We start from the raw sequence: 23,363 nt of genomic DNA on the forward strand, positions 1-23,363 counted from the left end.
GGTCCGGGTCGGATAACCGTTTCGCCATGGGTGAAAATGATGACAAAACAGAAAAGACAGATGCATTTGGGGGCTTTTTTACAGGATGTCGGCCATCATATCGGCGCCTGGCGCCACCCGGACGCCCCGCGGAACGCCGGCATGAATCTTGAGCATTTCAAGCTGCTGGCGCGGCAGGCCGAAGACGCCAAATTCGACATGATTTTCCTCGGCGACCAGATGACCTTTCAATACGAGGAGGACGAGCATATCGGCCGCACCACCCGGACCGTCAATTTCGAGCCGCTGACCTTATTGTCCGCTCTGGCGATGCTCACCCGCCGCATCGGGCTGGTGGCGACGGCGTCCACCAGCTATAACGAGCCGTTTAACGTCGCGCGCAAATTCGCTTCGCTGGATCATATCAGCGGCGGGCGGGCCGGCTGGAATATCGTGACCTCCTGGACGCTGGGGGAAGCGCTGAATTTCAATCGCGACGAGGTCATGGATCACGGCCTGCGTTATCAGCGCGCCCAGGAGTTTGTGGACGTGGTGCAGGGGCTGTGGGACAGCTGGGAAGACGACGCGCTGCTCAACGATAAGAAAACCGGACTTTTCTTCGATCCGGACAAGCTGCATGTGCTGGATCACCAGGGCCGGTTCTTCAAGGTGCGGGGGCCGCTGAATATCTCCCGCGCCATCCAGGGCCAGCCGGTGCTGGTTCAGGCCGGTTCTTCTTCCGATGGCCAGGATCTGGCGGCCCGCAAAGCCGAGGTGATTTTCACCGCCCAGCGATCCCTCGCCGAGGCGCAGGGGTTTTATCGCAGCGTCAAAGAGCAGATGCAGGCCTACGGCCGCCAGCCTCATCAGTTGAAGATCATGCCGGGGGTGTTTCCCATCGTCGGCGAGTCCCGCGAGCATGCCGGGGAAAAGTTCGAACAGCTGCAAGAACTGGTGGATCCGGAAATCGGCTGGCCGGTGCTGGCCCGGCATTTAGGCGGCTTTGATTTGTCTGGCTATCCTATTGACGGTCCGGTGCCTGAAATTCCCCTGTCCCAGGGCAACCAGAGCCGGCAGCGGCTATTGGCGGATTTCGCCCGGCGGGAGAAACTGACCATACGGCAACTGTACTGGCATGTGACCGGCACCCGCGGCCACTGGGCGATTTTCGGCACGGCGTCGGACATTGCCGACCAGCTTGAAGAGCGCTTCACCGGCGGCGGCGCGGACGGCTTTAACATTATGGCCCCCTGGCTGCCGGGAGGATTGCTGGAGTTTATCCACCAGGTGGTGCCGGAACTGCGGCGGCGGGGGCTGTTTCGCACCGAGTACAGTGGGTCGACGCTGCGGGAGCATTTGGGTTTATCCGCGCCGCCGAACCGTTATACGCAGCCGGCTGCGGGAGCCGCCTTATGAGCGGGGCGCAGCGGCAGATGAACCTTGGGGTGTTTGTGGAGACTACCGGCCGGCACGTGGCCGGCTGGCGCCACGAAGGAGTTGATCCCCTGGCCCCGCTTGACGTCGGGCATTACCGGCAGGTGATCGGGATTGCCGAGCGCGGCCTGTTTGATCTGTTTTTCCTGGCGGACGGGCTGGCTATTCGCGATCGATCCGCCGAGCGCCTGGGCCGCGGGCCGAAAGCGCATTTCGAACCTTTGACCCTGTTGTCGGCCCTGAGCATGGTCTCCCGCCATATCGGACTGGTGGCCACGGCTTCCACGACCTTTAATGAGCCCTTTCATATCGCGCGTAAATTCGCCTCCCTGGATTTTCTCAGCGGCGGGCGGGCCGGCTGGAACATCGTCACCTCCTCAAGCCCGGCCGAAGCGGAAAACTTCGGCAACGGGCGGTTACCGCCGCCGGAGGAGCGCTACCGGCGGGCCGCTGAGTTTGTGGAGGCGGTGCGCGGGCTATGGGATAGCTGGGATGACGACGCCATCGTCGCCGATCGGGACTCGGGCGTCTATTTCCGCCCCGACGGCCTGCATGCCCTTCATCATCACGGCGAGTTTTTCGACATCCGGGGGCCGCTGAACATCGCCCGCCCGCCACAGGGACATCCGCTGCTGGTGCAGGCGGGATCGTCCTCCGCCGGTATCGGGCTGGGGGCCAGGGTCGGGGAGATCATCTATACCGCCCAGACCACCCTCGAGGATGCAAAATCTTTTTATGCCCGGCTAAAGGGATTGGCGCGGGAGGAGGGGCGTCAGCCCGAGTCGCTGCGCATTCTGCCGGGACTGTTCCCCATTGTCGGCCGCTCCCGCGACGAGGCCCGGGAAAAATTCGGCTATCTGCAATCCCTGATTCATCCCGAGGTGGGACTGGCGCAGCTTGAGCATCACCTCGGCGGAGTGGATCTGTCCGGCTATCCGGTGGACGGGCCTTTGCCGGAAGACGCATTGCCCGGAGAAGGCGCCGACAGCCGGAGCGGGTTGCTCCGGCATATTGCCCGGCGCGATAGCCTGAGCATTCGGGATCTCTATCTGCAGGTTTCCATCGCCCGCGGCCATCCGGTGTTAACCGGCACCGCGACGGATATTGCCGATTACATGGCCGCCTGGTTCCAGGAGGGCGGCGCGGACGGTTTTAATATCATGCCCGGCTGGCTGCCGGGCGGACTGGAGGATTTCGTCACGCTAGTGGTGCCCGAACTGCAGCGGCGGGGGCTGTTTCGCACCGAATACCGGGGTTCCACCACCCGGGAAATCATGGGGCTGGCGCGGCCGGTCAGTCGGTATGGGCGTCTTAATGAATAATCAGAGTTTAACGAGGGGAGTCAGGGGTGTCTGCATATTTTAAAGACAAAGGCCGGGTAGACCCCGCCGAATCGTGTACCGAGAAGATAACGGCATTATTGGCGCTGGCGGAGAAGTTCAGGCTGCGTTTTGCCGCCGGGGCGCCGCAGCGCGACCGCCAGCGGCTATTGCCCCATGAAGAGATGCTGGAGCTGCGCCGCAGCGGCCTGTTGGCCATGCGTGTACCGCGAGAGTACGGCGGCCCGGAGATAGACATGGTGAGTTTTTCCCGGATTATACGGCTGCTGGCTGCCGGCGATCCCAATATCGGCCAGGGCATTGCGCCGCATTTCACCAACCTGGAAAAACTTCGCATTTACGGAACGCCGGCGCAGCAAAAAGTCTACTTTGACCTGGTGTTGGAAGGCTGCTTGATGAGCAATGCCGCCGCCGAACGGGAAGGCGCATTTATCGGCGATGTCTCGACGCTGCTTTTCAGGGAGAATGGGGTCTGGCGTCTGCGGGGCAATAAGTATTACAGTACCGGCAGCCTATTCTCCAGCATTATCCTGGTGACGGCGGCTCACGAAGAGGGGGGCCGGGCGGCGATTTTTGTCCCGGTGGACCGGCCCGGCGTCACGGTGGCGGATGATTGGGACGGCATGGGGCAACGCACTACCGCCAGCGGCACCACCGCATTCGCCGACGTCGAAATTGCCGAGGAGGAGATTTTGCGTATTCCCGCCTATGGCGATCGCCGCACCCATGAGGGCGGCTTCGCCCAGTTGATACACGCCTCCATTGATGCCGGTATCGCCCGGGCGGCGCTGGAGGATGCCTGCGAATACGGCCGCACATCCGCGCGGGTATTGCGGGAAAGCGGCGTGCGCGGCGCCATAGAGGATCCTTATGTGCTCCACACCGTGGGGGAGATGGCCATTATCACCCACGGGGCGGAAAGCCTGCTGGAGCGGGGGGCGGCACTGCTGGAAAACGCGGTACGGGTTGCCTTCGCCGGCGGGGCGGATGCCGACAGGCTGCTGGGAGAGGCCTCGGTGGCGGTGGCCGAGGCAAAATACGCCACCACCGAAGCGGCTATCAAGGTGAGCGAGATGATATTCCGCATCGGCGGGGCATCGGCCACCTCAGCCCGGCTCAATCTGGACCGGCACTGGCGCAATGCGCGCACGCATACCACACACGACCCGGTGGCCTACAAGGCGCGGGCGGTGGGCGATTTTTATCTGAACGGCGCACTGCCGCCCATCAACACCAAAATCTAAGGGGTAGGGTCATGGAACTCGGTTTAGCGGGAAAAACGGTACTGGTGACCGGCGGCAGTAAAGGCATCGGTCTGGCGGTGGCTCGGGCGTTCATTCGCGAAGGAGCGCGGGTGGGTATTGTCTCCCGCGACGGGGGGAACCTGGAACAGGCGCGAAAGGTTCTGGAAGAAGAGGAAGGCGCGGTCATTGCCGTGGCCCGGGCTGACCTGAGCCAAAGCGAACAGGCCGATGCCGCCGTGGCGGCGATTACCCAACGGTTGGGGTCCATCGATATTCTGGTGAACAGCGCCGGCGCCGCCCGCCGGAATCCGCCGGAATCCCTTGACAGCGCCGCCTGGCACGCCGCCCTGGACGCCAAGTATTTTACCTACATCCATACCCAGGACGCGGTGCTGAAACGCTGGGTGGATAAGGCCCGTTCAGCGGGTACGGACCAGGCAGGCGGCGCGCCGTCGCGGCAGCTCGGCGCCATCGTCAATATCGTCGGCACCGGCGGACGTGTGCCTCATCCCTCCCATGTGGCGGGCGGCGCGGCCAATGCGGCGCTGCTGCTCTCCACCCTGGGACTGGCAAGCCATTACGCGCGCTACGGCATCCGGCTGAACGTGGTGAATCCGGGTTATACCCTGACCGAGCGCATGGACCAGACCGTGGCGCAGGAGGCGCTGCGCTTGGGGGTTTCACGCGAAAAGGCGTTAGAGCGGCTCAGCGCCGAATTGCCCCTGCGCCGTTTCGGCGAGCCGGATGAAATCGCCAATGTTGTGCTGTTCCTGGCCAGCGAACGCGCCAGCTATGTGGTGGGGGCATTAATCTCGGTGGACGGCGGCCAGCATCCCATAATTTAACTGATTGCCGGGTGCGTGCCGCAATTCCCATTGTTTAGCGGGGTATCCGGAGCGCCGCCGGGCCAAGCCGCTATTTTGATTAATAGAACCGATTATCCGGACGGCTATCGGACCCGAGTCGCTAAATCGAAGCGGCTCGTCCCCCCGAGCCGGCATTTCACGCCGCCGCCAGAATCAGATTGCGGGTATAGGCATGCACCGGGGCGGCCAAAATCGACATGGCCTCCCCGGCTTCGATAACGTTGCCGTCTTTCATCACGATAATCTGATGCGCCATGGCGGCCACCACCGAAACGTCATGGGTGATAATCAGGTAGCTTAGCCCGTGTTCCCGCTGTTGGCGCTGTAGCAGGGCGATGATCTGCCGCTGGATGGTGACATCCAGCGCGCTGGTGGGCTCGTCCAGCACCAGGATATCGGGATTGATGATCAGCGCCCGCGCAATGGCGATACGCTGGCGCTGTCCGCCTGAAAATTCATGAGGATAGCGTTGCAGCAGACCGGGGAACTGCTCTTGTGTCAGACCCACCTCGGCGAGCATAGCCACGATGCGCCGATCCCGCTCGCGAACCGACAGCTCGGGGTGATGAAAATGCAGATTTTCACCCACGATTTGCGCAATGGACATGCGCGGCGACAACGAAGAGAAGGGATCTTGGAACACTGCCTGGATTTTGCGGCGCAGGGACTTGCGTCCCTGCTTACTGCCGGCATTGGCCTGTTTCCACGATACTCCTTCCACCAGCAGGGAGCCTTCATGTCCCATCAGTCCCAACACCGCGGCGGCCAGGGTGCTTTTGCCCGAACCGGACTCGCCGATGACCCCCAGCGTCCGGCCCGGCGGCAGCGTAAAATCGGCATTTTTCACCGCATTGAAACGGTGGCGCCGAAACCAGTTGCTGATGCCCGGCTGGGATATGGGATAGCTTATATTGATGGCTTTGCCTTCCAGCCGCGGCGGCGTTCCCGCCGCAAAGGCCGGACTGTCGATATCCCGTTCGGGACGGCTGTTGATTAACCGGCGGGTATAGGGATGCCGGGGCGCCAGGAATAACTGCTCGGTGGGGGCGACTTCAACGATGTTTCCCGCCTCCATGACAATCACCCGATCGGCGAAGCGGCGCACCAAATGCAGATCGTGGGTGATCAGCAGAATGGACAAACCGTTCTTGCGCTGCAGGGCGGCCAACAGCTCCAGAATTTGCAGCCGCAGGGTGACATCCAGCGCCGTGGTGGGCTCATCCGCCAGCAGCAGCCTGGGCTCGCCCGCCAGCGCCATGGCTATCATGGCGCGCTGGCGCTGGCCGCCGGACAGCTGGTGCGGATAGGCATGGGCACGGCGCTCCGGCTCGGGGATGCCGGTTTCCGCCAGCCGCGCCACGGCGCGGATCCAGGCCTGTTTCTGGCTCATTCGGGATTTCAGCCGGTAGACCTCGGCGATTTGGTCGCCGACGGTATGCAGCGGATTGAGGGCGGTCATGGGATCCTGAAAAATCATGGCGATATCTTTGCCGCTGATATCGCGTATCTCCCGCTCCCCCAGCGCCAGCAAATCGGTGTTCTCGAACAAGGCCTTGCCCGATACCTCGGCGCCGGGAAGCAGATGCAGCAGGCTCATGGCGCTGACGCTTTTGCCTGAGCCGGATTCTCCCACCAGGGCCACCTTTTCATGGGGTTTGATGTGAAAAGAAATCCCTTTGACGATCTGTTCGCCGTTAAAGCCGATGCGCAGATCCCGGACATCAAGAAGGTTCATTGGCGTCTCCCCGCCCGGTGATGGTGACAGGCGTCTTGCGGGCTTTATGCAGGCGCGGATTGAACACATCGTTCAGACCGTTGCCTATCAGCATAAAAGCCATGACGGTGAGAAAAATAGCCAGCCCCGGCAGGGCGGTCATATACCAGGCGGTGCGCAGCACCTCGCGCCCCGAGCCCACCATGCCGCCCCAGGTAACGACGCTGGGATCGCCGAGGCCGAGAAAGGAGAGGGATGCCTCGGATAAAATCACCTGGGCCACCAAGACCGACGACGCCACCATCACCGGCGCGATACTGTTCGGCAGCACATGGCGGACGATAATGCGAAAATGCCCCAGTCCGATGGTGGTGGCGGCCCGGACGAACTCCAGCTCCCGCACGCGCAGAGCCTCGCCGCGCACCAGCCGGGCGATTTGCGGCCATGAGGTGGTGCCTAGGGCCAGGGAGATGCTGAACGTGGACGGACCCAACACCATCACCATGGCAATGGCGAACAGCAGGCGAGGCATGGTGAGAAAGACTTCGGTAAGCCGCATCAGGACATCGTCAACCCAGGATGCGCCGAAATAGCCGGCGATCACGCCGATAATAATGCCCAGCACCACTGACAGCGCGGTGGCGAACAGGCCAATCATCAGGGAGGTACGGGCGCCATACAGCAGGCCGGACAGCATATCCCGGCCCATCATGTCTGTGCCCAGGGGAAACCTCGGGTCGCTGCCGGGCCACATCGTCGGGCTGCCCACCATATCCCGCGGGTCCCCCGGGAAGAAATAGGAGGCGGAAACGGCGCCGAACAGAATCAGCAGCAGCAGTATCAGGCCGCACTGGGCGGAGGCGGAGTCCGCCAGGCGCTGGAGAAATCGGCGTGACCTCATGAACGGCGCCTCCCGATGCGCGGATCCAGCGCAACATACAATAAATCCACCGCCAGGTTCATCAGCACCACCAGCAGGGAGCTGAACAGGAAAATGCCCAGCAGCAGATTAAGGTCGCGGGAAAAAACCGCATCATAGGCAAGACGGCCGATGCCCGGCCAGCCGAAGACCGTTTCGATAACCACCGAGCCGCTCAGCAGACCGCCGATTTCAAGGCCGGTAATAGTGATGATGGGCAGCGCCGCATTGCGCATGATATGGCCGAAAATCACCTGCCATTCCCGTAGTCCTTTGGCCCTGGCGGTGCGTACAAAATCCAGCCCGTAGACTTCCAGCATCGACGAGCGGGTAATCCTGACATACATGGACAGGAAGAACAGGCTTAGGGATAACGCCGGCAAAATCAAATGCCGCCCAACGTCCAGCAGGTATTGGAAGGTATTGGCGTAATCCGCCCCCACCGTGGACAAACCGCTGACCGGTAGCCAGCGCAGCTGTATGGAAAACAAGACGATTAGCAGCAAACCGATCCAGAACAGCGGCGTGGCGAAGCCGATGGTGGAGAACACGGAAATGAGCCCGTCCAGGGCTGAACCCCGGTATCGGGCGGCGATCATTCCCAATAATACCCCGACCACCAGCGCAAAGATGATGGCGGTTAGCGAGAGGGTAATCGTCGCGGGGAGCCGGCTGACGATAAGTTCGGATACCGGCATGTTTTCACGGAATGAATAACCCAAATCGAAATGGGCCAATGAAACAATATAATGGATAAATTGCTGCCACACCGGCATATCCAGTCCGTACAGATGGCGCATTTGGGCCATATATTCCGGCGTGGCGCCGCCCGATTCCCCCGCCACCACGTCGATAACGTCGCCGGGCGCCAGCTTCATCAGCACAAACGCCAGTATGACGATGATAAATGTCGTCGGCAAAATCTGGAATAACCGCCAACCTATATACCCGATTCGGCCATGCATCGCTAATCTCCGGAATAACAAACAGAAAAACCTTCTAGGAGGCGGTTATGCCGTTAAATTGCGCCTGCCGTTCCATTGCGCGCGAAAAAGTCCCCAAAGATTCCATCAGCCGGGTTTCCAGCTCGGCGCTGAGCTGCGGGTTACGGTCGTAATGGGTTATCTGGCTGTCCTCGGCAAAGACGCCGTGCAGGATTTCCTGCGCTTTCAGCGCGTTAAGCACCGGTTTGAGGGCATAATCCAGCGCCAGCATATGCCCGCTGGAACCGCCGGTTGCCACCGGCAGCACCACCTTGTGTTCAAAGGCCCGCTCCGGCAGCAGGTCCAGCAGGGTTTTCAGCGCGCCGGCAAAAGAGGCCTTATAAATAGGCGTACTGATAATGATTCCGTCGGCGTCCGCCAATTGCTCGATAAATACCTTCAGCGCCGGGCTGTCAAAACGCGCGTACAGCAGGTCTTCCGGGTTGAAATTGAATAAATTCCAGGGAGTGACGTCGATACCTTGTCCCTCGAGCCAATGCTGCGCGACGGTAAGCAGTACGGCGGATCTTGAGGGAAACCTGGGGCTACCGGCCAAGGTAATAACATTCATGGCAACTCCTTAACTGCTTTCCAAAATGGCCTGATCACGTGATTTTTCGTCATGGTTAAGCCGCTGGTTCATACCGGTTCGGCAGCCTGATTTACATCTGGTTAACCATGTTATGATTTAAATCCTACAAATTAAAATACGTTTTATGGCTGACTATATTCAGAAATGGAGGATTGGCGGGGAATATTGATGGTCTTTAGAGGGATAGCGACACGCGTCGGGAGGCGTGCCTGCAGCTTGCAGTATGGCGAGTATAGGCTTGCAAAAAACAAAAAAGTGTAAAGCGACAGCTCCCATCTATCGGGGCGAAAACGGTAAATAAGATAGACTTCCTTAAAATGGAGCGGTTTAAGTGACAAGTTTCATACGGGAAAATCAACGCCTATTTCCCCCGAGGAAAAAATAAGCGTATATATTGTCAAAACACCTGACCATAAAGCACATGCAGCTAATGGAAACCACAAAGGACGAAAAATGTTTAGGTAAGGAATACCACGTTTGATAAGCAATATCTGCACCACTTAAGATTGACGCAGAAAATAATATCGATAAAAAGAGTAGAATATATCGAACTATTTTTTTTGTCATGAACAGGTTCTCTGTGCTGAAAATATTATCTAGACATAACATGCTAATATCGGCGGCGTTTATAGCAGATCTTTATCTCTTGTTGTTTACACTGTTATCGCCTTGACCCTTCCCTTTTTCAAAGCACCCACCGGCTATGGCGCCGCCGATCAGCCCTAATGTCAATCCCGGCGCGCCTCCCGCCGATCCCGCGACCATGTCCCCAATAACGCCATTATTGCAACTGATAACCTTATCGCCCAACTTATTATAATAACCACTAGAATTAGGCGCATTTTTCGAAGCGGCTTCAGCATTGCTGGCACTACTATGCTGGTTAACAGTAGATGAGTTATTCATAAGATTCTCCTTGTTAATAGTGATTATCTATTTTATCCGTTATGCTAATCAACCAATGGATTTCACAAAACGCTTAATAAAATAAGCCACTTATCATCATTGCCCATGAGGAAGTATCAAGGCTCAATGACATTTTTCCACTTTACTTATTGGCTTGGTTAATTTCAAGGGATTTTCAAGATTCTTTATTACACATAAGTGAAGTATTATATTTGCTGATTATTTATTATGATATGTCTTTTATTTAATTGAATGTCATCGCCTAGTGGGAATTTTCTTACTTAATAGGCGCACTCGTACCGCGCTTCGCATAAAATGCGAACCACATAATTCATAGACCCTATTTTTACGCTGAGGGGAGATGACTTCATCCCCTTTTGGCATCGCGGGTGGCCAGCCAGCACAGCAATGAACCGGCGGTCACCATCAGCACACCCAGCCAAAAGGAGAGCAGCAGTTGGGTGTTCAACAGCACGCCCGCCAGCAGCGAGGACAATACCGGAGTGAAGTAGGACGCGGTGGCCAACAGCATTAAATTACCCCGCATGATGCCGCGGTTCCACGCCGCATAGGCCACCGCCGAGGCGCCGCCGGCCACTAAAAAACGTACCACGGCGGCAACATCCATCTGCATCCCCCGTTCGTGGCTGAAGGCATATTGTATCCACAAGGTGACGGCGGTGAGGACAAAAAACAGCGTGACGCCGTCTTTTCCCTTGGCCCATTTCTTGGTGATATTACAATACGCCGCCCAAATCAGGGCGCCGCAAAAGGCCAGGCCGTAGCTCAGCGGGTTCGAGAGGATATTCCGGCCTATTCTCGGCAGCGACCAGCCCCCCTCGCCGCCCATGATCCAGCCGATGCCGTACAGGCATAGCAACAGCCCCGGTATCAGCCATTTATTGGCTTTTTCGCCGTTAATCAGTACCGCCATCAGTATGGTAAAGCTCGGCCAAAGATAATTCACCATGCCGATCTCGATGGCCTGGGCGCGGTTATTGGCGTAACCCAAGGCCAGAGAAAGAAAAATTTCATAGCTGGCAAACAGGATACCGCCGGCTATCAGATACTTGCGGGGAAAAGACCGCAGGGAAGGGAAACCCACCAGCAGCAGCAAAAACAGCGAACTGACGCTGTAGATAATAGCGGCCCCGCCGATGGGGCCCAGCGCTTCGCTGACGCCCCTGATTAAACCAATGGTGCTGCTCCAGAGCAGAATGGCCAACAATCCGCACCCGGTCGCCTTATTTTCCGGCGAAACGACAAACATCACTAACCCCTTAACTAAGTGCATCAATATGCTTATCGGCCACACATGTTCCCGGTCCACGCTTGATAAGCAAAATTCAAACCGCCGACAGGGAGGCGACACTGAAGCCCTATCGGCGAAGGGAAATTAACGCCAGTTCGGGTTCTTCATAATACTGATGCGGCCGCAGCCCAACAGCGCAATGGCCAGACCGGCGAAGAAAAACACCGCCATCACCTCTACGCCCCAGCCGCCGACCTTGTCCATGGTAAAGACCAGTTCGGGCTTGGTAATCAGCCAGGCGAATATCATGGTAAAGCAGAAGATCAGCGCCGCCGGACGAACCAGAATGCCTAGAATAAGCAGAATCGGCATCGCAACCTCGCCAACATAAACGCCATATCCCACAGATGCCGGCAGATCGTGGGCCACCACCATGGCGATGATATTGTCGATACCGTGAATGATTTTGTGTATGCCGTGCGGCAGCATCATGCCGCCGAAGGCCAGGCGAAGAATAAATTTCCCCAGATCCGGGTGGTCCAGCATCCGATTAAAAGCAGCTATCATTATAAATTATCCATTGATAAGAAGATGAATAGTTATCGTTACATGTGTCACTTTGATATTCAATGACAATTCCCGCCGCCGCCGCCATTGATTTTCGCTATAGTTAGCCTCATGTTATTCAGATAGATCTTTAACGATAATCAGGGCCGCCTTATGACTAATCCGTTACTTGCTTCTTTTATCCTGCCGCCTTTTTCCGCCATCAAGCCCGAGCATATCGTCCCGGCGGTAAAATCCGCCCTTGAGGATTGCCGCCGGACCGTGGAACAGGTAGTGGCGCTATCAGGCCCCTATAGCTGGGACAATCTGTGCCAGCCGCTGGCCGAGACGGACGATCGCCTGGGCCGTATCTGGTCGCCGGTGGGCCATCTCAATGCGGTGAAGAACAGTCCTGAACTGCGGGAAGCCTATGAACAAAGCCTGCCGCTGCTGTCAGAATACAGCACCTGGGTCGGCCAGCATAAGGGATTATACGACGCGTATCGCAATCTCCGCGACGGTGAGAACTACGGGGATTTGAGCGTGGCGCGCAAGAAGGCCATTGATAATGCCCTTCGTGATTTCGAGTTATCCGGTATCGGCCTGTCGCCGGAAAAACAAAAACGATACGGCGAAATCGCCGCCCGGCTGTCGGAATTAGGTTCCGCGTACAGCAACAACGTGCTGGATGCCACCATGGGCTGGAGCAAGCTTATTACCGATGAATCCGAACTGGGCGGCATGCCGGAAAGCGCGCTGGCCGCCGCCCGCGCCAAGGCCGAGGCCAAAGGGCAGGAGGGATGGCTGCTGACCCTGGACGTGCCCAGCTATTTGCCCGTGATGACCTATTGCGACAATGCCGCGCTGCGGGAAGAGCTCTATCGCGCCTATAATACCCGCGCTTCCGATCAGGGGCCGAATGCCGGTCAATGGGATAACGGTCCGATCATGAGCGAAATCCTGGCGCTGCGCCATGAACTGGGGCAACTGCTGGGATTCGCGAGTTACGCCGAGAAATCCCTGGCCACCAAAATGGCGCACGATCCGCAGCAGGTACTGGATTTCCTAACCGACCTGGCCAAACGGGCCCGGCCGCAGGGAGAGCAGGAGCTGGCGCAGCTGCGCGCGTTCGCCGCCGAGCACCATGGCCGCGACAATTTGCAGCCTTGGGATATCACCTACTACGGCGAAAAGCAAAAACAGCATCTGTATGCTATCAGCGATGAACAGCTGCGGCCGTATTTCCCGGAGCAGCGCGTCGTTAACGGCCTGTTTGAAGTGGTCAACCGGATTTATGGTGTGACCGCCGAAGAGCGAACCGATGTGGATACCTGGCACCCGGAGGTGCGTTTCTTCGATTTGTTCGACCACCAAGGGGAACTGCGCGGCAGTTTCTATCTGGATCTCTATGCCCGCGAAAACAAACGCGGCGGCGCCTGGATGGATGACTGCGTCGGTATGCTGCGCAAGGCCGACGGCAGCCTGCAAAAGCCGGTGGCTTACCTGACCTGTAATTTCAACCGCCCTGTCAGCGGCAAGCCGGCGCTGTTCACCCATGACGAAGTCACGACGCTATTCCATGAATTCGGCCACGGCCTGCATCATATGCTGACCCGTATCGACACCCCGGGAGTTGCCGGCATCAACGGTGTGCCCTGGGATGCGGTGGAACTGCCGAGCCAGTTTATGGAGAACTTCTGCTGGCAGCCGGAGGCGCTGGAGTTCATTTCCGGCCATTATGAAACCCACGAGCCATTGCCAAAAGAGATGCTGGACAAGCTGCTGGCGGCCAAGAACTATCAGGCCGCCCTGTTTATCCTGCGTCAGCTGGAGTTTGGTTTGTTTGATTTTCGCATGCATTACGAGTACAGCGCCGAGCAAGGCGCCCGCATCCTGGACACACTGGCGGAAGTGAAACAACAGGTGGCCGTGATGCCGGCGGTGGAGTGGAGCCGTTTCCCCCATGCGTTCAGCCATATTTTCGCCGGCGGATACGCGGCGGGTTATTACAGCTACCTATGGGCGGATGTGCTCGCGGCGGATGCCTGGTCCCGTTTTGAGGAAGAGGGCATTTTCAACCGCGAAACCGGCAAGTCGTTCCTGGACAATATCCTGTCCCGCGGCGGTTCGGAAGAACCGATGGTGTTGTTTACCCGTTTCCGCGGACGCGAACCTACACTGGATGCCATGCTGCATCATTACGGTATCCGTGGGTAATCCATTGAGCGCTATGCCATGCCGCGCTATGGCGGGTTTCGAGGATAACGAGTGAGTTCTGTGTGCCTGAGCCGTGAAGGCGACGTGGATGCGCAGCGGCTTATCGCCCTGGCGGAGCGCTGGGGCTTGATCAGCGATCCGTCGGCGGTGATGGAGCTGATGTTGACGCCACAGCGTCTGGAATTGCGCAAACGGGATGAGCCAAAGCTTGGGGCTATTTTCGTTGATTTTGCCGGCGGCGTCGCCGCCCATCGCCGCCGTTTCGGCGGCGGTCGCGGCGAGGCGGTGGCCAAGGCGGTGGGGGTCAAGGGCAGTCACCTGCCGGACGTTGTGGATGCCACGGCGGGGCTGGGGCGAGATGCGTTTGTCCTGGCTTCGCTGGGGTGTCGGGTGCGGATGTTTGAACGCCATCCGGCGGTGGCGGCGCTACTGGATGACGGCTTGCAGCGGGCCTACGCCGATCCGGAAGTGGGTGAGTGGTTGCGTCAGCGGCTTACCCTGGTCCATGGCTCCAGCCTGGAAGGCTTAACGGGAGTACTGCCCCGGCCGGAGGTGGTTTACCTGGACCCGATGTTTCCGCACCGGCCCAACAGCGCGCTGGTTAAAAAAGAGATGCGCGTTTTCCAGTCGCTGGTAGGCAGCGATGAAGACGCCGACAGGCTTTTAGCGCCGGCACGAGCGCTGGCGACCCGCCGGGTGGTGGTGAAACGGCCCGATTACGCGCCGCCTTTGGCCGGCATCGCGGCCCAGGCCCATATCACCACCAAGAACCATCGATTTGACTTGTATACGCCTGCGCCCGCCGGATCCTGATCACAACCCAGCTATTCCTCGTACACTTCTTCGTCGTTAAGCGGGACGATCAGCATATCCACATGTACGGTATTGATCAGCTGCCGCGCCGAAGACATCAGCTTGCTCCAGAAATCCTGATGGTGGCCGCATAACACCAAATCTACGTCGTACTTGTTAATGGCATCCACCAGCACCTGGGCGAGATCGCCGCTGCCGCTCAGCACTTCGGCAATGGGATAACCGGCGTTTTGCGACAGCTGGGTCATGGCGTGCGATGTCTCCTCGGAGATACGTTTTTGCATATCGCCCAAATTGACGTCAATCAGGCCGGTATAGAGATCGGAATAATTGACATCGACATGGATCAGCGAAACCTTGGCATTGTACGGTCTGGCCATCGACACGGCTTTTTCCACCAATACGTTACTTTCCGGTGAAAGGTCAACGGCGATAAGAATGTGTTTGTAAGACATAATCAGACTCCTTGTAAAATGTCACTCGTTAACTCGTCGCGGGTCATTCTTTCGGCCTGCCTGTGACAGAATGAGTTTACCACCCCGCGGCACCGGAGAAGTGATGCCGGGATCACGTCGAACCGAATAATATCAGCCGGTTGGCATAAACAACCATCACGTAAAGTACGGCAGCGTCTCAAAAAATCAGCAGAAATATATGTTGCTGAATGTTAATGGTTTGAATATCAATGTACTCGTTCTAGTATAGTCATTTATGGGAGCCGGGTCGCAACCTTGGCACCCCACCGGCGTTGGCAAAAAAAATTGCAAAAATGCACAAATTTTGTCGCTTCGGTTGCTTTCTTTTGACAAACCTTTTCTACACTCAATATTGTAGAACCTCATAATACTGTGAGTAAGTTGATCTAATCTCAGACATATCATTTTTGGGGTGGGCTTCTTCAGCTCTGTGGTAAGTTATTAAGAGGCGTAACCGCTGAGAGCCCGCGGGTCGGGGATTCAGTGTGGATTTGCGTCGCCGGGGAGGGGGTATGATCAACACCGTTGCGCTTTTTTGGGCTTTATGTGTCGTCTGCGTCATCAATATGGCGCGCTATTACTCTTCATTGCGGGCGTTATTAGTCGTACTTCGCGGCTGCGATCCGCTGCTCTATCAGTATGTTGACGGCAGCGGTTTTTTCACCGCTCACGGGCAACCCAGCAAGCAGTTAAGACTGGTTCGCTATATCTATGCGCAACGCTACCTTGATCATCACGATCAGGAATTTATACGCCGTTGCGAACGGGTGCGGCGACAGTTTATGCTCACCAGCGGGCTGTGCGGGTTGATTATCGTCAGCCTGATTTCCCTGGCTATCTGGCATTGAGAGAAGGGGAAGGCGACCCTCAGGCCGCCTGTGTTACGCTATTGAATACATTTCAGCGCCAGCCAATAAAGAGACCCTGACAGCACAATCGCCACCGGCAGGGTCAGTACCCAGGCCAGCAGGATATTCTGCACCGTCTTGCTTTGCACGCCGCCGCCGTCCACCACCATGGTGCCCGCCACCGCCGAGGAGAGGACATGGGTGGTGGAAACCGGCATGCCGGTATAACTGGCGACGCCGATGGAGACCGCGGCGGTCACCTGCGCCGAAAGCCCCTGCGCATACGTCATGCCCTTCTTGCCGATTTTCTCGCCGATGGTGGTGGCCACTCGCCGCCAGCCGATCATGGTGCCCAACGACAGCGCCAGCGCGACGGCAACGATAATCCATAGCGGGGCATATTCAACGGTGGCCAGCAGGTCCTTGCGCAAATTCCCCAGCAAACGTTTATCTTCACCGGAGGTTTGCGGCAGTTTGACCAGTTTATCCGTGGTGTCGGCGATGCACATCAGCAGGCGCCTGACGTGTGAACGCTCGCCGGGGCTGAGGTGATCGTAGCTTTGCAGATTTTCCAATAACGCCATGGTGCGGTCTATGGCGATGAGCGCCCGGCTGCCGTCGCAGTGGAATACCGTGGTGGCGGGCAGGGCTGAAGGAATGTCGGGCGCCGGTATTACCTGCGTATCAGTATCGGCGGTTTGCGGCAGGGTTGCCGCATGCAGATGATAAAACTGCTGCAGGTTGCCGACGGCATCCCTGGTGCGGGCGATATCATAGCCGGTGGAGTTCATATTCACCATAAAACCCGCCGGGGCGACGCCTATCAACACCAGCATAATCAGGCCAATCCCTTTTTGTCCATCATTGGCGCCGTGGGCGAAGCTCACGCCCGCCGCCGAGAGGATAAGCGCCGTTCGGGTCCAGAACGGCGGCTTGCGCTTGCCGTCCTTCTTTTCCCGTTCCGCGGGGGTCAGGTGGATACGGCGGCGTTTCGGCGTGCCGCTCCAGTAACGGCGCAAACAGAATACCAACGCGCCCGCCAGTACCAGCCCCACGATGGGCGAGATGATAAGGGACAGGAAAATCTCAATCAGCTTTGGAATATTCAGCGCCGCCAACACCGAGGTATGGGTCAGCAGCGCATTGGTCAGGCCGATACCGATAATGGCGCCAATCAATGTATGGGAGCTGGAGGCCGGCAAACCGAAATACCAGGTGCCCAGGTTCCAGATGATGGCCGCCAGCAGCATGGAGAACATCATTGCCAGTCCGTGGGTGGAGCTGACATTCAATAACAGATCCACCGGCAGCAGATGAACAATGGCGTAAGCCACGCTCAAACCGCCCAACAGCACCCCGAGAAAATTGAATACCCCGGACATTCCCACCGCCAGCTGAGAGCGAAGCGCGCGGGCATAGATTACGGTTGCCACCGCATTGGCCGTATCATGAAACCCATTGATAGCTTCATATATTAATACAAATATTAACGCGATAACCAACATAAGACCGGTATGAAATTCCAGGCCGGTAAATAGATGCAGCATAAGGTTACGCCATTTATTGGACATGAACGGGGCGCATTATCTGCGACAACGGGGGCGCTGGAAAAGCAAAATATGACCTTTTTATGACATTTTTATTGACGCTGCCCTTGCGCTTGCTGATGATTATCAATTTTATCAATAGGTTAATTCTGTTCCACCCGGCGTTTTTTCGCGCGGCTGGCGTCTGCCGCGGTGGATGGCTACAATCAGGTGCCCCGCCAAACGCGCCGACCGGGGGTATCCCCCTTAAAAACAAAGGCGGGTGCACATAAGTCAATTGAGCATGATTAGAGTATGAATAAGTTTGGTTTGTATTTATTGAGCGAATATAAATTGTTTAAGCATCAGTCGAAAGTGCAGACATTGAATGGATATAAATTGACTGAATACCAGTCGAGCAGGCTCCTGTTGAAGAGTGATAAATTGATTGAGAATCAGTCAAGCGAGAATAGATTGGCCGGGCTTAAGGTGATTGAGTGAGCACAGGGGAACAATTTGACGCCATTATCATCGGTGCCGGGGCCGCGGGCCTGTTTTGCGCCGCCCAGGCCGGTCAGCGCGGCCTCAGGGTACTGCTGCTGGATAACGGCAAAAAACCGGGCCGGAAGATCCTGATGTCCGGCGGCGGCCGCTGCAACTTCACCAACCTGCACGTGGAGCCCGCCGCCTTTCTCTCGCAAAATCCGCATTTTTGCAAATCGGCCCTATCCCGCTACAGCCAATGGGATTTTATCGAGCTGGTGCGGCGGCACCGCATTGCCTTCCATGAAAAAACCCTGGGGCAGCTGTTTTGCGACGATTCGGCCCAGCAGATCGTGACGCTGCTCCTGGACGAATGCCAGCGCGGCGGTGTGACCTTGCGGATGCGCAGCGAGGTGGCGGCGGTAGAAAAGCGTGATGAACAGTTCCATGTGCTCCTCCCCGGCGGCGAGGTCACGGCGCCGTCGCTGGTGGTCGCCACCGGCGGCCTCTCCATGCCCGGACTCGGCGCCACGCCGCTGGGTTACCGCATTGCCGAACGGTTCGGTATTCCGGTGGTGCCCACCCGCGCCGCGCTGGTGCCGTTTACCCTGCATAAACCGCTGCTGGAGTCTTTAGGCGCTCTCGCCGGCGTCGCCCTGCCAACGCAGGTGGAAGCCGCCGCAGGCATGTCCTTTCGGGAAAATCTGCTGTTTACCCATCGGGGCCTGTCCGGCCCGGCGATGCTGCAAATTTCCAGCTACTGGCAAAACGGCGAATTTCTTACCCTCAACCTGGTGCCGGAGCGGGATCTGGAGGCGTTTCTCACCGAAGAGCGACGGGATCACCCCAACCAAACGCTGAAAAATACCCTGGCAAAGGTGCTGCCGCGCCGGTTTGTAGAGTGCTGGCATACCCTGCTGGACATCCCGGAATGCACCTTGACGCAGCTCAGCCGCCGCCAGCAAAACGACTGGGTGATGTCTTTGCGGCAGTGGCGCGTACAGCCCAACGGCACCGAGGGCTATCGCACCGCCGAGGTCACCCAGGGCGGCGTGGACACCCGCCGCCTCTCCTCCAAAACCATGGAAAGCCGGCAGGTGCCGGGGCTCTATTTTATCGGCGAGGTGGCGGACGTCACCGGCTGGCTGGGGGGCTATAACTTCCAGTGGGCCTGGAGTTCGGCCTGGGCCTGCGGGCAGGCGCTTGCCGAAGTCGCCGGCATGTGATCAGAGGAACTTTAGCCCTTCTCAATGTCACCTCTATCTTGGCAGTGACTGTGCGGCTGGTTCGTCCGTAAACCACGGCGGAAAATCATCGATACAACTTGTCGAGAAATACGTGTATCGACGCTGCTATGTCGTCCACCTTCTCATCGAGCGCAAAGTGACCGGCATCAACCAGTTGAACCTCTGCATCAGGCACATCGCGCTGGTAGGCTTCAGCTCCCGGCACCAGGAACGAGCTGTCGTAGCGGCCCCATATCACCAGCGTCGGCGGCTTATGCGCGCGCAGCCATGCTTGCCACCGCGGATATGCCGCGACGTTGGTCTGATAGTCATACAGCAATGCCGTTTGGATCTCCTTTTCGCCGGGCCGGGAAAGAAAGGCGTATTCGTCCGTCCAGCTATCGGGGTTGTAACATTCCGGGTTTGGGCTGTCGCCGGCATGGCGGAATTTTGTACCCTCGAATGACATAAAGGCTTCAGGCACTTCCGGATGATTCTTTGGGTCGGCCCAATAAGCCCTGATGCCTTGCCATTTGGGCCCTAAGCCCTCTTCGTAGCTGTTGGCGTTTTGAATGATGAGGCCCTGAACGCGGGCCGGATGCGCCAACATGACGCGAAAACCCACGGGTCCGCCATAATCCTGCAGGTAAAGGCTGTAGCGATCAATCTTCAATTGCTCAAGCAGCCTATTGGTTGTTTCGGCCAGGTGGTTGAACGTATAGCGGTAATGGGACGGGGGAGGGGCGTCACTTTGCCCGAAGCCGGGATAGTCGGGCGCGACGACATGATAGCGTGTGGCGAGCAGCGGAATCAGCGTATCGAACATCCTTGATGATGAAGGGAAACCGTGGAGCAACACGATGGTCGGTGCGTCAGTGGGGCCTGCTTCGCGGTAAAAGATACCGACGCCGTCTACCTGGACCTTATGATAGGTCGTGTTCGAATGCGTGGCAGGAAGGGCCGCGGGTGTCTTGTCTGTAAATAAAGACAACGCGGCGGGAATGCTGGAACGGGACATTGCGTCCTCCTTTGGGCGTGCCTATGAATGGGTTGGACAGCGACCGATTAGCGCGGTACTGGCTCGACCGTAGCGTTCAGTTAACGTCGCGATGATTACATACAATTTTATCCGCCGCGACCCGTGAAAGAAAGCTCTACGGCTTTCGTATTCCGGATGGCTGGCTACGAACTTAAGGCTGGGTTCATGCATGGCATCTTTAGGATACTTGCAGGGCACATGGTTACTCCTATAATAGTAGTAGCTAGAGATATGAGCAAACCGAGCCTCGCTGTGGGATGACATCTTATGAAAACCTCCTCAAATGAGTGGGCAAAATTCATCGCAGCCCCTGAGTTGGGAATGCAGGGGCTACATGCCTATTTTAATAAGCATCAATACGAGCGCCACTCTCACGATTATTATGTCCTCGGCACCATAGACGCCGGCGCGCCGAAAGTCGCCCTGGAAAACAGCTCATTTATCGCCCCCGCGGGAAGCGCCATGATCATCAATCCGGGTGATTCCCACGATGGCAAGGCCTGCGGGGATCAGGGCTACCTGTACAGCATGGTCTACGTGGAGCCTTGGGCCATTGCGGACATTGCCGGGGAATTCGGCGTTTCCACGCCTGCTTCCATACTCTTTACCCGTTCGGTGGTTACCGATCCGGACGTGGTCTTCGCCTTGAGACGGCTCCATCGCACATTATTCTATGGGCAGGATCGGCTGGCGGCGGAAATCCATCTGATTGAAGCGCTGAAACCGCTGTTGACCCGGTATTCCACGCGCCCCGCGACGTTGAGGGCGAAGGCGCATGATCCTCGCATCGAGCGGGTGCGGGAGCTTATCCATGCCTGTTTTGCCGATTCGCTGACCACAGCGGATATGGCCGACGCCGCGGGTCTTAGCCGGGTTCGTTTAAACCAGCTGTTTCGCGCCGCCTATGGCTTGCCCCTTCATGCCTATCTCAATGGGGTTCGGCTTGAGGCCGCCAAAAAACTGCTGGCCTCCGGGCTACCGTCCGCTGGCGTCGCGGCATCCGTGGGCCTGTTCGATCAGAGCCATTTGATCCGGCGCTTCAAGGGCTGCTTCGGCATCACGCCGGCCCAGTTTGTCGATGCGCATTTTCCAGTTGTCCAATACGGTACGTCTTCAAGCCTTCCATAATCCCCTTCAGCCACAACAACCCACTTGGAGCGGACCGTATGCCTGATACAACCAATGAGCGGCAGCGTGGGCGCGCCTATGTCAGTCCTTCCGCCTGGGCCCTGGTAGTGATTGGCGCCGGAAGCGTGCTGTCATCCCTTGATCTTTTTGTAGTGAACGTAGCCTTTCCGGCGATCCGCGAGGGCTTTCCCGGCGTCACCAACCAGGCCATGTCTTGGGTGATAAGTGCTTACTCCATTGCGTTTGCCGCATTCCTGGTGCCCAGTGGCCGGATTGCCGATATTTACGGACGTAAGCGGGTTTTCAAAGCGGGTTTGCTGGTGTTCACGATTGCCAGCGTAGCCTGCGCATTCGCGCCCGGCGCGCTGACTCTGATTGGCGCCCGCGGCCTGCAAGGCTTGGGCGCGGCGCTGATGATCCCCACCAGCCTGGGTTTGCTGTTGGCGGCCTATCCCCAAGAGCACCACAAGCGGATGGTGGGCATCTGGGCGGCCACCGGGTCGGTTGCCTCGGCGCTGGGCCCTGTTCTGGGAGGCGCGCTGGTGGACATCGATTGGCGGCTGATTTTTATCGTCAATCTGTTTGTCGCCATGCCGGCATGGCGGCTAAGCAAACATTTGACCGAAACGCCCATCGTTAACAGCGCCTTCCCCGATGTCATGGGTTCGCTGATGCTGATTATAGGCCTTGCGCTGCTGGTGGCCGGGATTTCATATGCAGGCGATTGGGGTGTGACGAGCACGGCGCTTTGGTCGGTGTATTGTGGGGCAGCCCTGTCTTTGGCGCTATTTGTCCGGCGTTGCCTGACCTGCCCCTCGCCCGCATTGGATCTGCGCGTCTTTGCCGTATCCACTTTTACCGTCGCCACGGTGGGCATGGCCTTTTTCTACATGGGTTTCGCCATCATGCTGCTGGGCGGTTCGCTTTTCCTGACCGAGGTCTGGCGCTGGGCGCCGATGTCGACGGGCGCCGCCCTCGGCGTGGGCCCTTGCGCCGCGGTGGCGGCAGCGCTGCTGGCCGGCAGAACGACATTCTCGCCCAAACAGCTGACGCTCGCCGCCGGGCTGCTGTTCTTTATCGCCGGGCTTTGGTGGTATGCCCTGTTAGGCGCCGAATCTCAGTATTTTTTCGCCTATCTGCCCGGCATCCTACTGACCGGCGCGGGAGCGGGGATCGGGCAAACCGGATTTATTGCCGGGGGAGCTTCCGCTCTCCCTTCCCATCAATACGCCACCGGCACCGCCATTATCAATACCTCAAGGCAAATCGGCGCGGCTATCGGCGTCGCCGTATTCGTGGCGGTAGCCGGGACCGCGCTGCATGCCGGGCAGTTCAAAACCGCCTGGCTGCTGATGGCGGCGTTCGGTTTGATGGCGTCGCTTTCCGCGCTCTTGCTGACCGTCCCGGAATAGGCCGTTCATGCCCACTCAGTCAGCGTACTGGGCGATGCCGTTGCCAAATGACCAATTCTCCTTTTTCACCTCCACCAGATTGATGAAGACGTCGCCGGGGGGTATGCCGAGCTGATGGTTCAGCTCATCGGCGATAGTCTTGTAGAGTCTTTTTTTCTGATCTAGGGTTCGCCCTTCATTCAGGGTTATCTGGATCATCACCAGCCGGTCGGTTCGCTTGATGCCCAGGTATTTCGGGTCATAAACGAAATGCTCATGATCGTGCTCATTCAGCACCTGGAAATTGTCGTTTTCCGGAACGGAAATGGCGGTTCGCATGGCGTCGTACACGATATGGCCGATTTTTCCGATGTAGCCGCCGTCCTGATTCTTCATGGTATCTATGCGTACTATAGGCATCGCTGGTGCTCCTGTTGCCGA

General features: G+C 57.8%; 21 protein-coding genes. 10 read left to right on the forward strand and 11 right to left on the reverse strand.

Features of this window, described 5'->3' with window-relative positions; all coding sequences use genetic code 11:
• The first annotated feature begins 39 nt into the window (after positions 1–39).
• From ACL2XO_RS02095 to ACL2XO_RS02110, 4 genes are read left to right on the forward strand one after another with little or no spacing between them, the layout of a single operon-like run.
• The gene (locus tag ACL2XO_RS02095; RefSeq protein ID WP_413743019.1) at positions 40–1,395 is read left to right on the forward strand and encodes an LLM class flavin-dependent oxidoreductase; all 1,356 of its coding nucleotides are present in this window, start codon (positions 40–42) and stop codon (positions 1,393–1,395) included.
• Positions 1,392–2,735 carry an LLM class flavin-dependent oxidoreductase gene (locus tag ACL2XO_RS02100; RefSeq protein ID WP_413742093.1) on the forward strand — a complete coding sequence of 448 codons (1,344 nt, stop codon included), beginning with the start codon at positions 1,392–1,394 and terminating at the stop codon, positions 2,733–2,735. Before ACL2XO_RS02095 ends, ACL2XO_RS02100 begins: the two co-directional genes overlap by 4 nt.
• Before the next feature lie 26 nt (positions 2,736–2,761).
• On the forward strand, positions 2,762–3,997 hold the full coding sequence (locus tag ACL2XO_RS02105; protein WP_413742094.1) for an acyl-CoA dehydrogenase family protein: 1,236 nt from the start codon (positions 2,762–2,764) through the stop codon (positions 3,995–3,997).
• Positions 3,998–4,008: 11 nt separating this feature from the next.
• Positions 4,009–4,842 (forward strand): SDR family oxidoreductase, encoded by an 834-nt coding sequence (locus ACL2XO_RS02110; RefSeq protein ID WP_413726267.1) that lies wholly within the window; start codon positions 4,009–4,011, stop codon positions 4,840–4,842.
• Positions 4,843–4,999: 157 nt separating this feature from the next.
• Here ACL2XO_RS02110 and ACL2XO_RS02115 read toward each other — a convergent pair whose 3' ends face one another.
• The 7 genes from ACL2XO_RS02115 to ACL2XO_RS02145 form a co-directional block, all read right to left on the reverse strand.
• A complete protein-coding gene (locus ACL2XO_RS02115; protein WP_413726268.1) occupies positions 5,000–6,598 on the reverse strand; it encodes an ABC transporter ATP-binding protein in 1,599 nt (532 codons plus the stop codon).
• Positions 6,585–7,478: an ABC transporter permease gene (locus ACL2XO_RS02120; RefSeq protein WP_132923947.1), complete on the reverse strand. Its 894-nt coding sequence runs from the start codon at positions 7,476–7,478 to the stop codon at positions 6,585–6,587. The genes ACL2XO_RS02115 and ACL2XO_RS02120 overlap by 14 nt, the downstream gene beginning before the upstream one ends.
• On the reverse strand, positions 7,475–8,461 hold the full coding sequence (locus tag ACL2XO_RS02125; protein WP_413742095.1) for an ABC transporter permease: 987 nt from the start codon (positions 8,459–8,461) through the stop codon (positions 7,475–7,477). Before ACL2XO_RS02125 ends, ACL2XO_RS02120 begins: the two co-directional genes overlap by 4 nt.
• A gap of 34 nt (positions 8,462–8,495) precedes the next feature.
• Positions 8,496–9,050: an NADPH-dependent FMN reductase gene (gene ssuE, locus ACL2XO_RS02130; RefSeq protein ID WP_413726269.1), complete on the reverse strand. Its 555-nt coding sequence runs from the start codon at positions 9,048–9,050 to the stop codon at positions 8,496–8,498.
• A 660-nt stretch (positions 9,051–9,710) separates the two neighbouring features.
• Positions 9,711–9,977 carry a hypothetical protein gene (locus ACL2XO_RS02135; protein WP_413742096.1) on the reverse strand — a complete coding sequence of 89 codons (267 nt, stop codon included), beginning with the start codon at positions 9,975–9,977 and terminating at the stop codon, positions 9,711–9,713.
• Between the two features lie 367 nt (positions 9,978–10,344).
• Entirely contained in the window at positions 10,345–11,247 is a 903-nt protein-coding gene (gene yddG, locus ACL2XO_RS02140; RefSeq protein ID WP_132923944.1) for an aromatic amino acid DMT transporter YddG, read from the reverse strand.
• A gap of 126 nt (positions 11,248–11,373) precedes the next feature.
• Positions 11,374–11,796 carry a DoxX family protein gene (locus ACL2XO_RS02145; protein ID WP_413742097.1) on the reverse strand — a complete coding sequence of 141 codons (423 nt, stop codon included), beginning with the start codon at positions 11,794–11,796 and terminating at the stop codon, positions 11,374–11,376.
• A gap of 153 nt (positions 11,797–11,949) precedes the next feature.
• On the opposite strand from ACL2XO_RS02145, the gene prlC reads away from it, so the two are divergent.
• Complete coding sequence (prlC, locus tag ACL2XO_RS02150) at positions 11,950–13,992, forward strand: oligopeptidase A (protein ID WP_413726271.1); 2,043 nt, start codon at positions 11,950–11,952, stop codon at positions 13,990–13,992.
• Between the two features lie 51 nt (positions 13,993–14,043).
• Positions 14,044–14,805 (forward strand): 16S rRNA (guanine(1516)-N(2))-methyltransferase RsmJ, encoded by a 762-nt coding sequence (gene rsmJ, locus ACL2XO_RS02155; protein ID WP_132923941.1) that lies wholly within the window; start codon positions 14,044–14,046, stop codon positions 14,803–14,805.
• A gap of 11 nt (positions 14,806–14,816) precedes the next feature.
• On the opposite strand, the gene uspA is transcribed toward rsmJ, so the two are convergent.
• On the reverse strand, positions 14,817–15,260 hold the full coding sequence (gene uspA, locus ACL2XO_RS02160; RefSeq protein WP_132923940.1) for a universal stress protein UspA: 444 nt from the start codon (positions 15,258–15,260) through the stop codon (positions 14,817–14,819).
• Positions 15,261–15,793: 533 nt separating this feature from the next.
• Between uspA and uspB the strand changes: the two genes are divergently transcribed.
• Complete coding sequence (gene uspB, locus ACL2XO_RS02165) at positions 15,794–16,129, forward strand: universal stress protein UspB (protein ID WP_203524470.1); 336 nt, start codon at positions 15,794–15,796, stop codon at positions 16,127–16,129.
• Between the two features lie 38 nt (positions 16,130–16,167).
• On the opposite strand, the gene pitA is transcribed toward uspB, so the two are convergent.
• Positions 16,168–17,676, reverse strand: coding sequence for an inorganic phosphate transporter PitA (gene pitA / locus ACL2XO_RS02170; protein ID WP_132927916.1), 1,509 nt, complete (start codon positions 17,674–17,676; stop codon positions 16,168–16,170).
• A gap of 476 nt (positions 17,677–18,152) precedes the next feature.
• Between pitA and ACL2XO_RS02175 the strand changes: the two genes are divergently transcribed.
• Positions 18,153–19,364, forward strand: coding sequence for an NAD(P)/FAD-dependent oxidoreductase (locus ACL2XO_RS02175; protein WP_413742098.1), 1,212 nt, complete (start codon positions 18,153–18,155; stop codon positions 19,362–19,364).
• A gap of 85 nt (positions 19,365–19,449) precedes the next feature.
• On the opposite strand, the gene ACL2XO_RS02180 is transcribed toward ACL2XO_RS02175, so the two are convergent.
• Positions 19,450–20,382, reverse strand: a complete 933-nt coding sequence (locus ACL2XO_RS02180) for an alpha/beta fold hydrolase (protein WP_413742099.1) — start codon at positions 20,380–20,382, stop codon at positions 19,450–19,452.
• 288 nt (positions 20,383–20,670) lie between these two features.
• Between ACL2XO_RS02180 and ACL2XO_RS02185 the strand changes: the two genes are divergently transcribed.
• Positions 20,671–21,531: an AraC family ligand binding domain-containing protein gene (locus ACL2XO_RS02185; protein ID WP_413742100.1), complete on the forward strand. Its 861-nt coding sequence runs from the start codon at positions 20,671–20,673 to the stop codon at positions 21,529–21,531.
• A gap of 38 nt (positions 21,532–21,569) precedes the next feature.
• On the forward strand, positions 21,570–22,943 hold the full coding sequence (locus ACL2XO_RS02190) for an MFS transporter (RefSeq protein WP_413742101.1): 1,374 nt from the start codon (positions 21,570–21,572) through the stop codon (positions 22,941–22,943).
• 15 nt (positions 22,944–22,958) lie between these two features.
• Here the strand turns inward: ACL2XO_RS02190 and ACL2XO_RS02195 are convergent, their stop codons facing one another.
• A complete protein-coding gene (locus ACL2XO_RS02195; protein WP_413726276.1) occupies positions 22,959–23,342 on the reverse strand; it encodes a tautomerase family protein in 384 nt (127 codons plus the stop codon).
• Positions 23,343–23,363: the final 21 nt, after the last annotated feature.

This window comes from Sodalis sp. RH15 (assembly GCF_047324255.1).
GTDB lineage: Bacteria > Pseudomonadota > Gammaproteobacteria > Enterobacterales > Enterobacteriaceae > Acerihabitans > Acerihabitans ligni.

Bases quoted from the DNA above. Each gene is read 5' to 3' on its own strand.
- ACL2XO_RS02095 (WP_413743019.1), top strand. From the start codon at position 40: ATGACAAAACAGAAAAGACAGATGCATTTGGGGGCTTTTTTACAGGAT.
- ACL2XO_RS02100 (WP_413742093.1), top strand. From the start codon at position 1,392: ATGAGCGGGGCGCAGCGGCAGATGAACCTTGGGGTGTTTGTGGAGACT.
- ACL2XO_RS02110 (WP_413726267.1), top strand. From the start codon at position 4,009: ATGGAACTCGGTTTAGCGGGAAAAACGGTACTGGTGACCGGCGGCAGT.
- ACL2XO_RS02115 (WP_413726268.1), bottom strand. From the start codon at position 6,598: ATGAACCTTCTTGATGTCCGGGATCTGCGCATCGGCTTTAACGGCGAA.
- ACL2XO_RS02120 (WP_132923947.1), bottom strand. From the start codon at position 7,478: ATGAGGTCACGCCGATTTCTCCAGCGCCTGGCGGACTCCGCCTCCGCC.
- ACL2XO_RS02125 (WP_413742095.1), bottom strand. From the start codon at position 8,461: ATGCATGGCCGAATCGGGTATATAGGTTGGCGGTTATTCCAGATTTTG.
- ssuE (WP_413726269.1), bottom strand. From the start codon at position 9,050: ATGAATGTTATTACCTTGGCCGGTAGCCCCAGGTTTCCCTCAAGATCC.
- ACL2XO_RS02135 (WP_413742096.1), bottom strand. From the start codon at position 9,977: ATGAATAACTCATCTACTGTTAACCAGCATAGTAGTGCCAGCAATGCT.
- yddG (WP_132923944.1), bottom strand. From the start codon at position 11,247: ATGTTTGTCGTTTCGCCGGAAAATAAGGCGACCGGGTGCGGATTGTTG.
- ACL2XO_RS02145 (WP_413742097.1), bottom strand. From the start codon at position 11,796: ATGATAGCTGCTTTTAATCGGATGCTGGACCACCCGGATCTGGGGAAA.
- prlC (WP_413726271.1), top strand. From the start codon at position 11,950: ATGACTAATCCGTTACTTGCTTCTTTTATCCTGCCGCCTTTTTCCGCC.
- uspA (WP_132923940.1), bottom strand. From the start codon at position 15,260: ATGTCTTACAAACACATTCTTATCGCCGTTGACCTTTCACCGGAAAGT.
- uspB (WP_203524470.1), top strand. From the start codon at position 15,794: ATGATCAACACCGTTGCGCTTTTTTGGGCTTTATGTGTCGTCTGCGTC.
- pitA (WP_132927916.1), bottom strand. From the start codon at position 17,676: ATGCTGCATCTATTTACCGGCCTGGAATTTCATACCGGTCTTATGTTG.
- ACL2XO_RS02180 (WP_413742099.1), bottom strand. From the start codon at position 20,382: ATGTCCCGTTCCAGCATTCCCGCCGCGTTGTCTTTATTTACAGACAAG.
- ACL2XO_RS02185 (WP_413742100.1), top strand. From the start codon at position 20,671: ATGAAAACCTCCTCAAATGAGTGGGCAAAATTCATCGCAGCCCCTGAG.
- ACL2XO_RS02190 (WP_413742101.1), top strand. From the start codon at position 21,570: ATGCCTGATACAACCAATGAGCGGCAGCGTGGGCGCGCCTATGTCAGT.
- ACL2XO_RS02195 (WP_413726276.1), bottom strand. From the start codon at position 23,342: ATGCCTATAGTACGCATAGATACCATGAAGAATCAGGACGGCGGCTAC.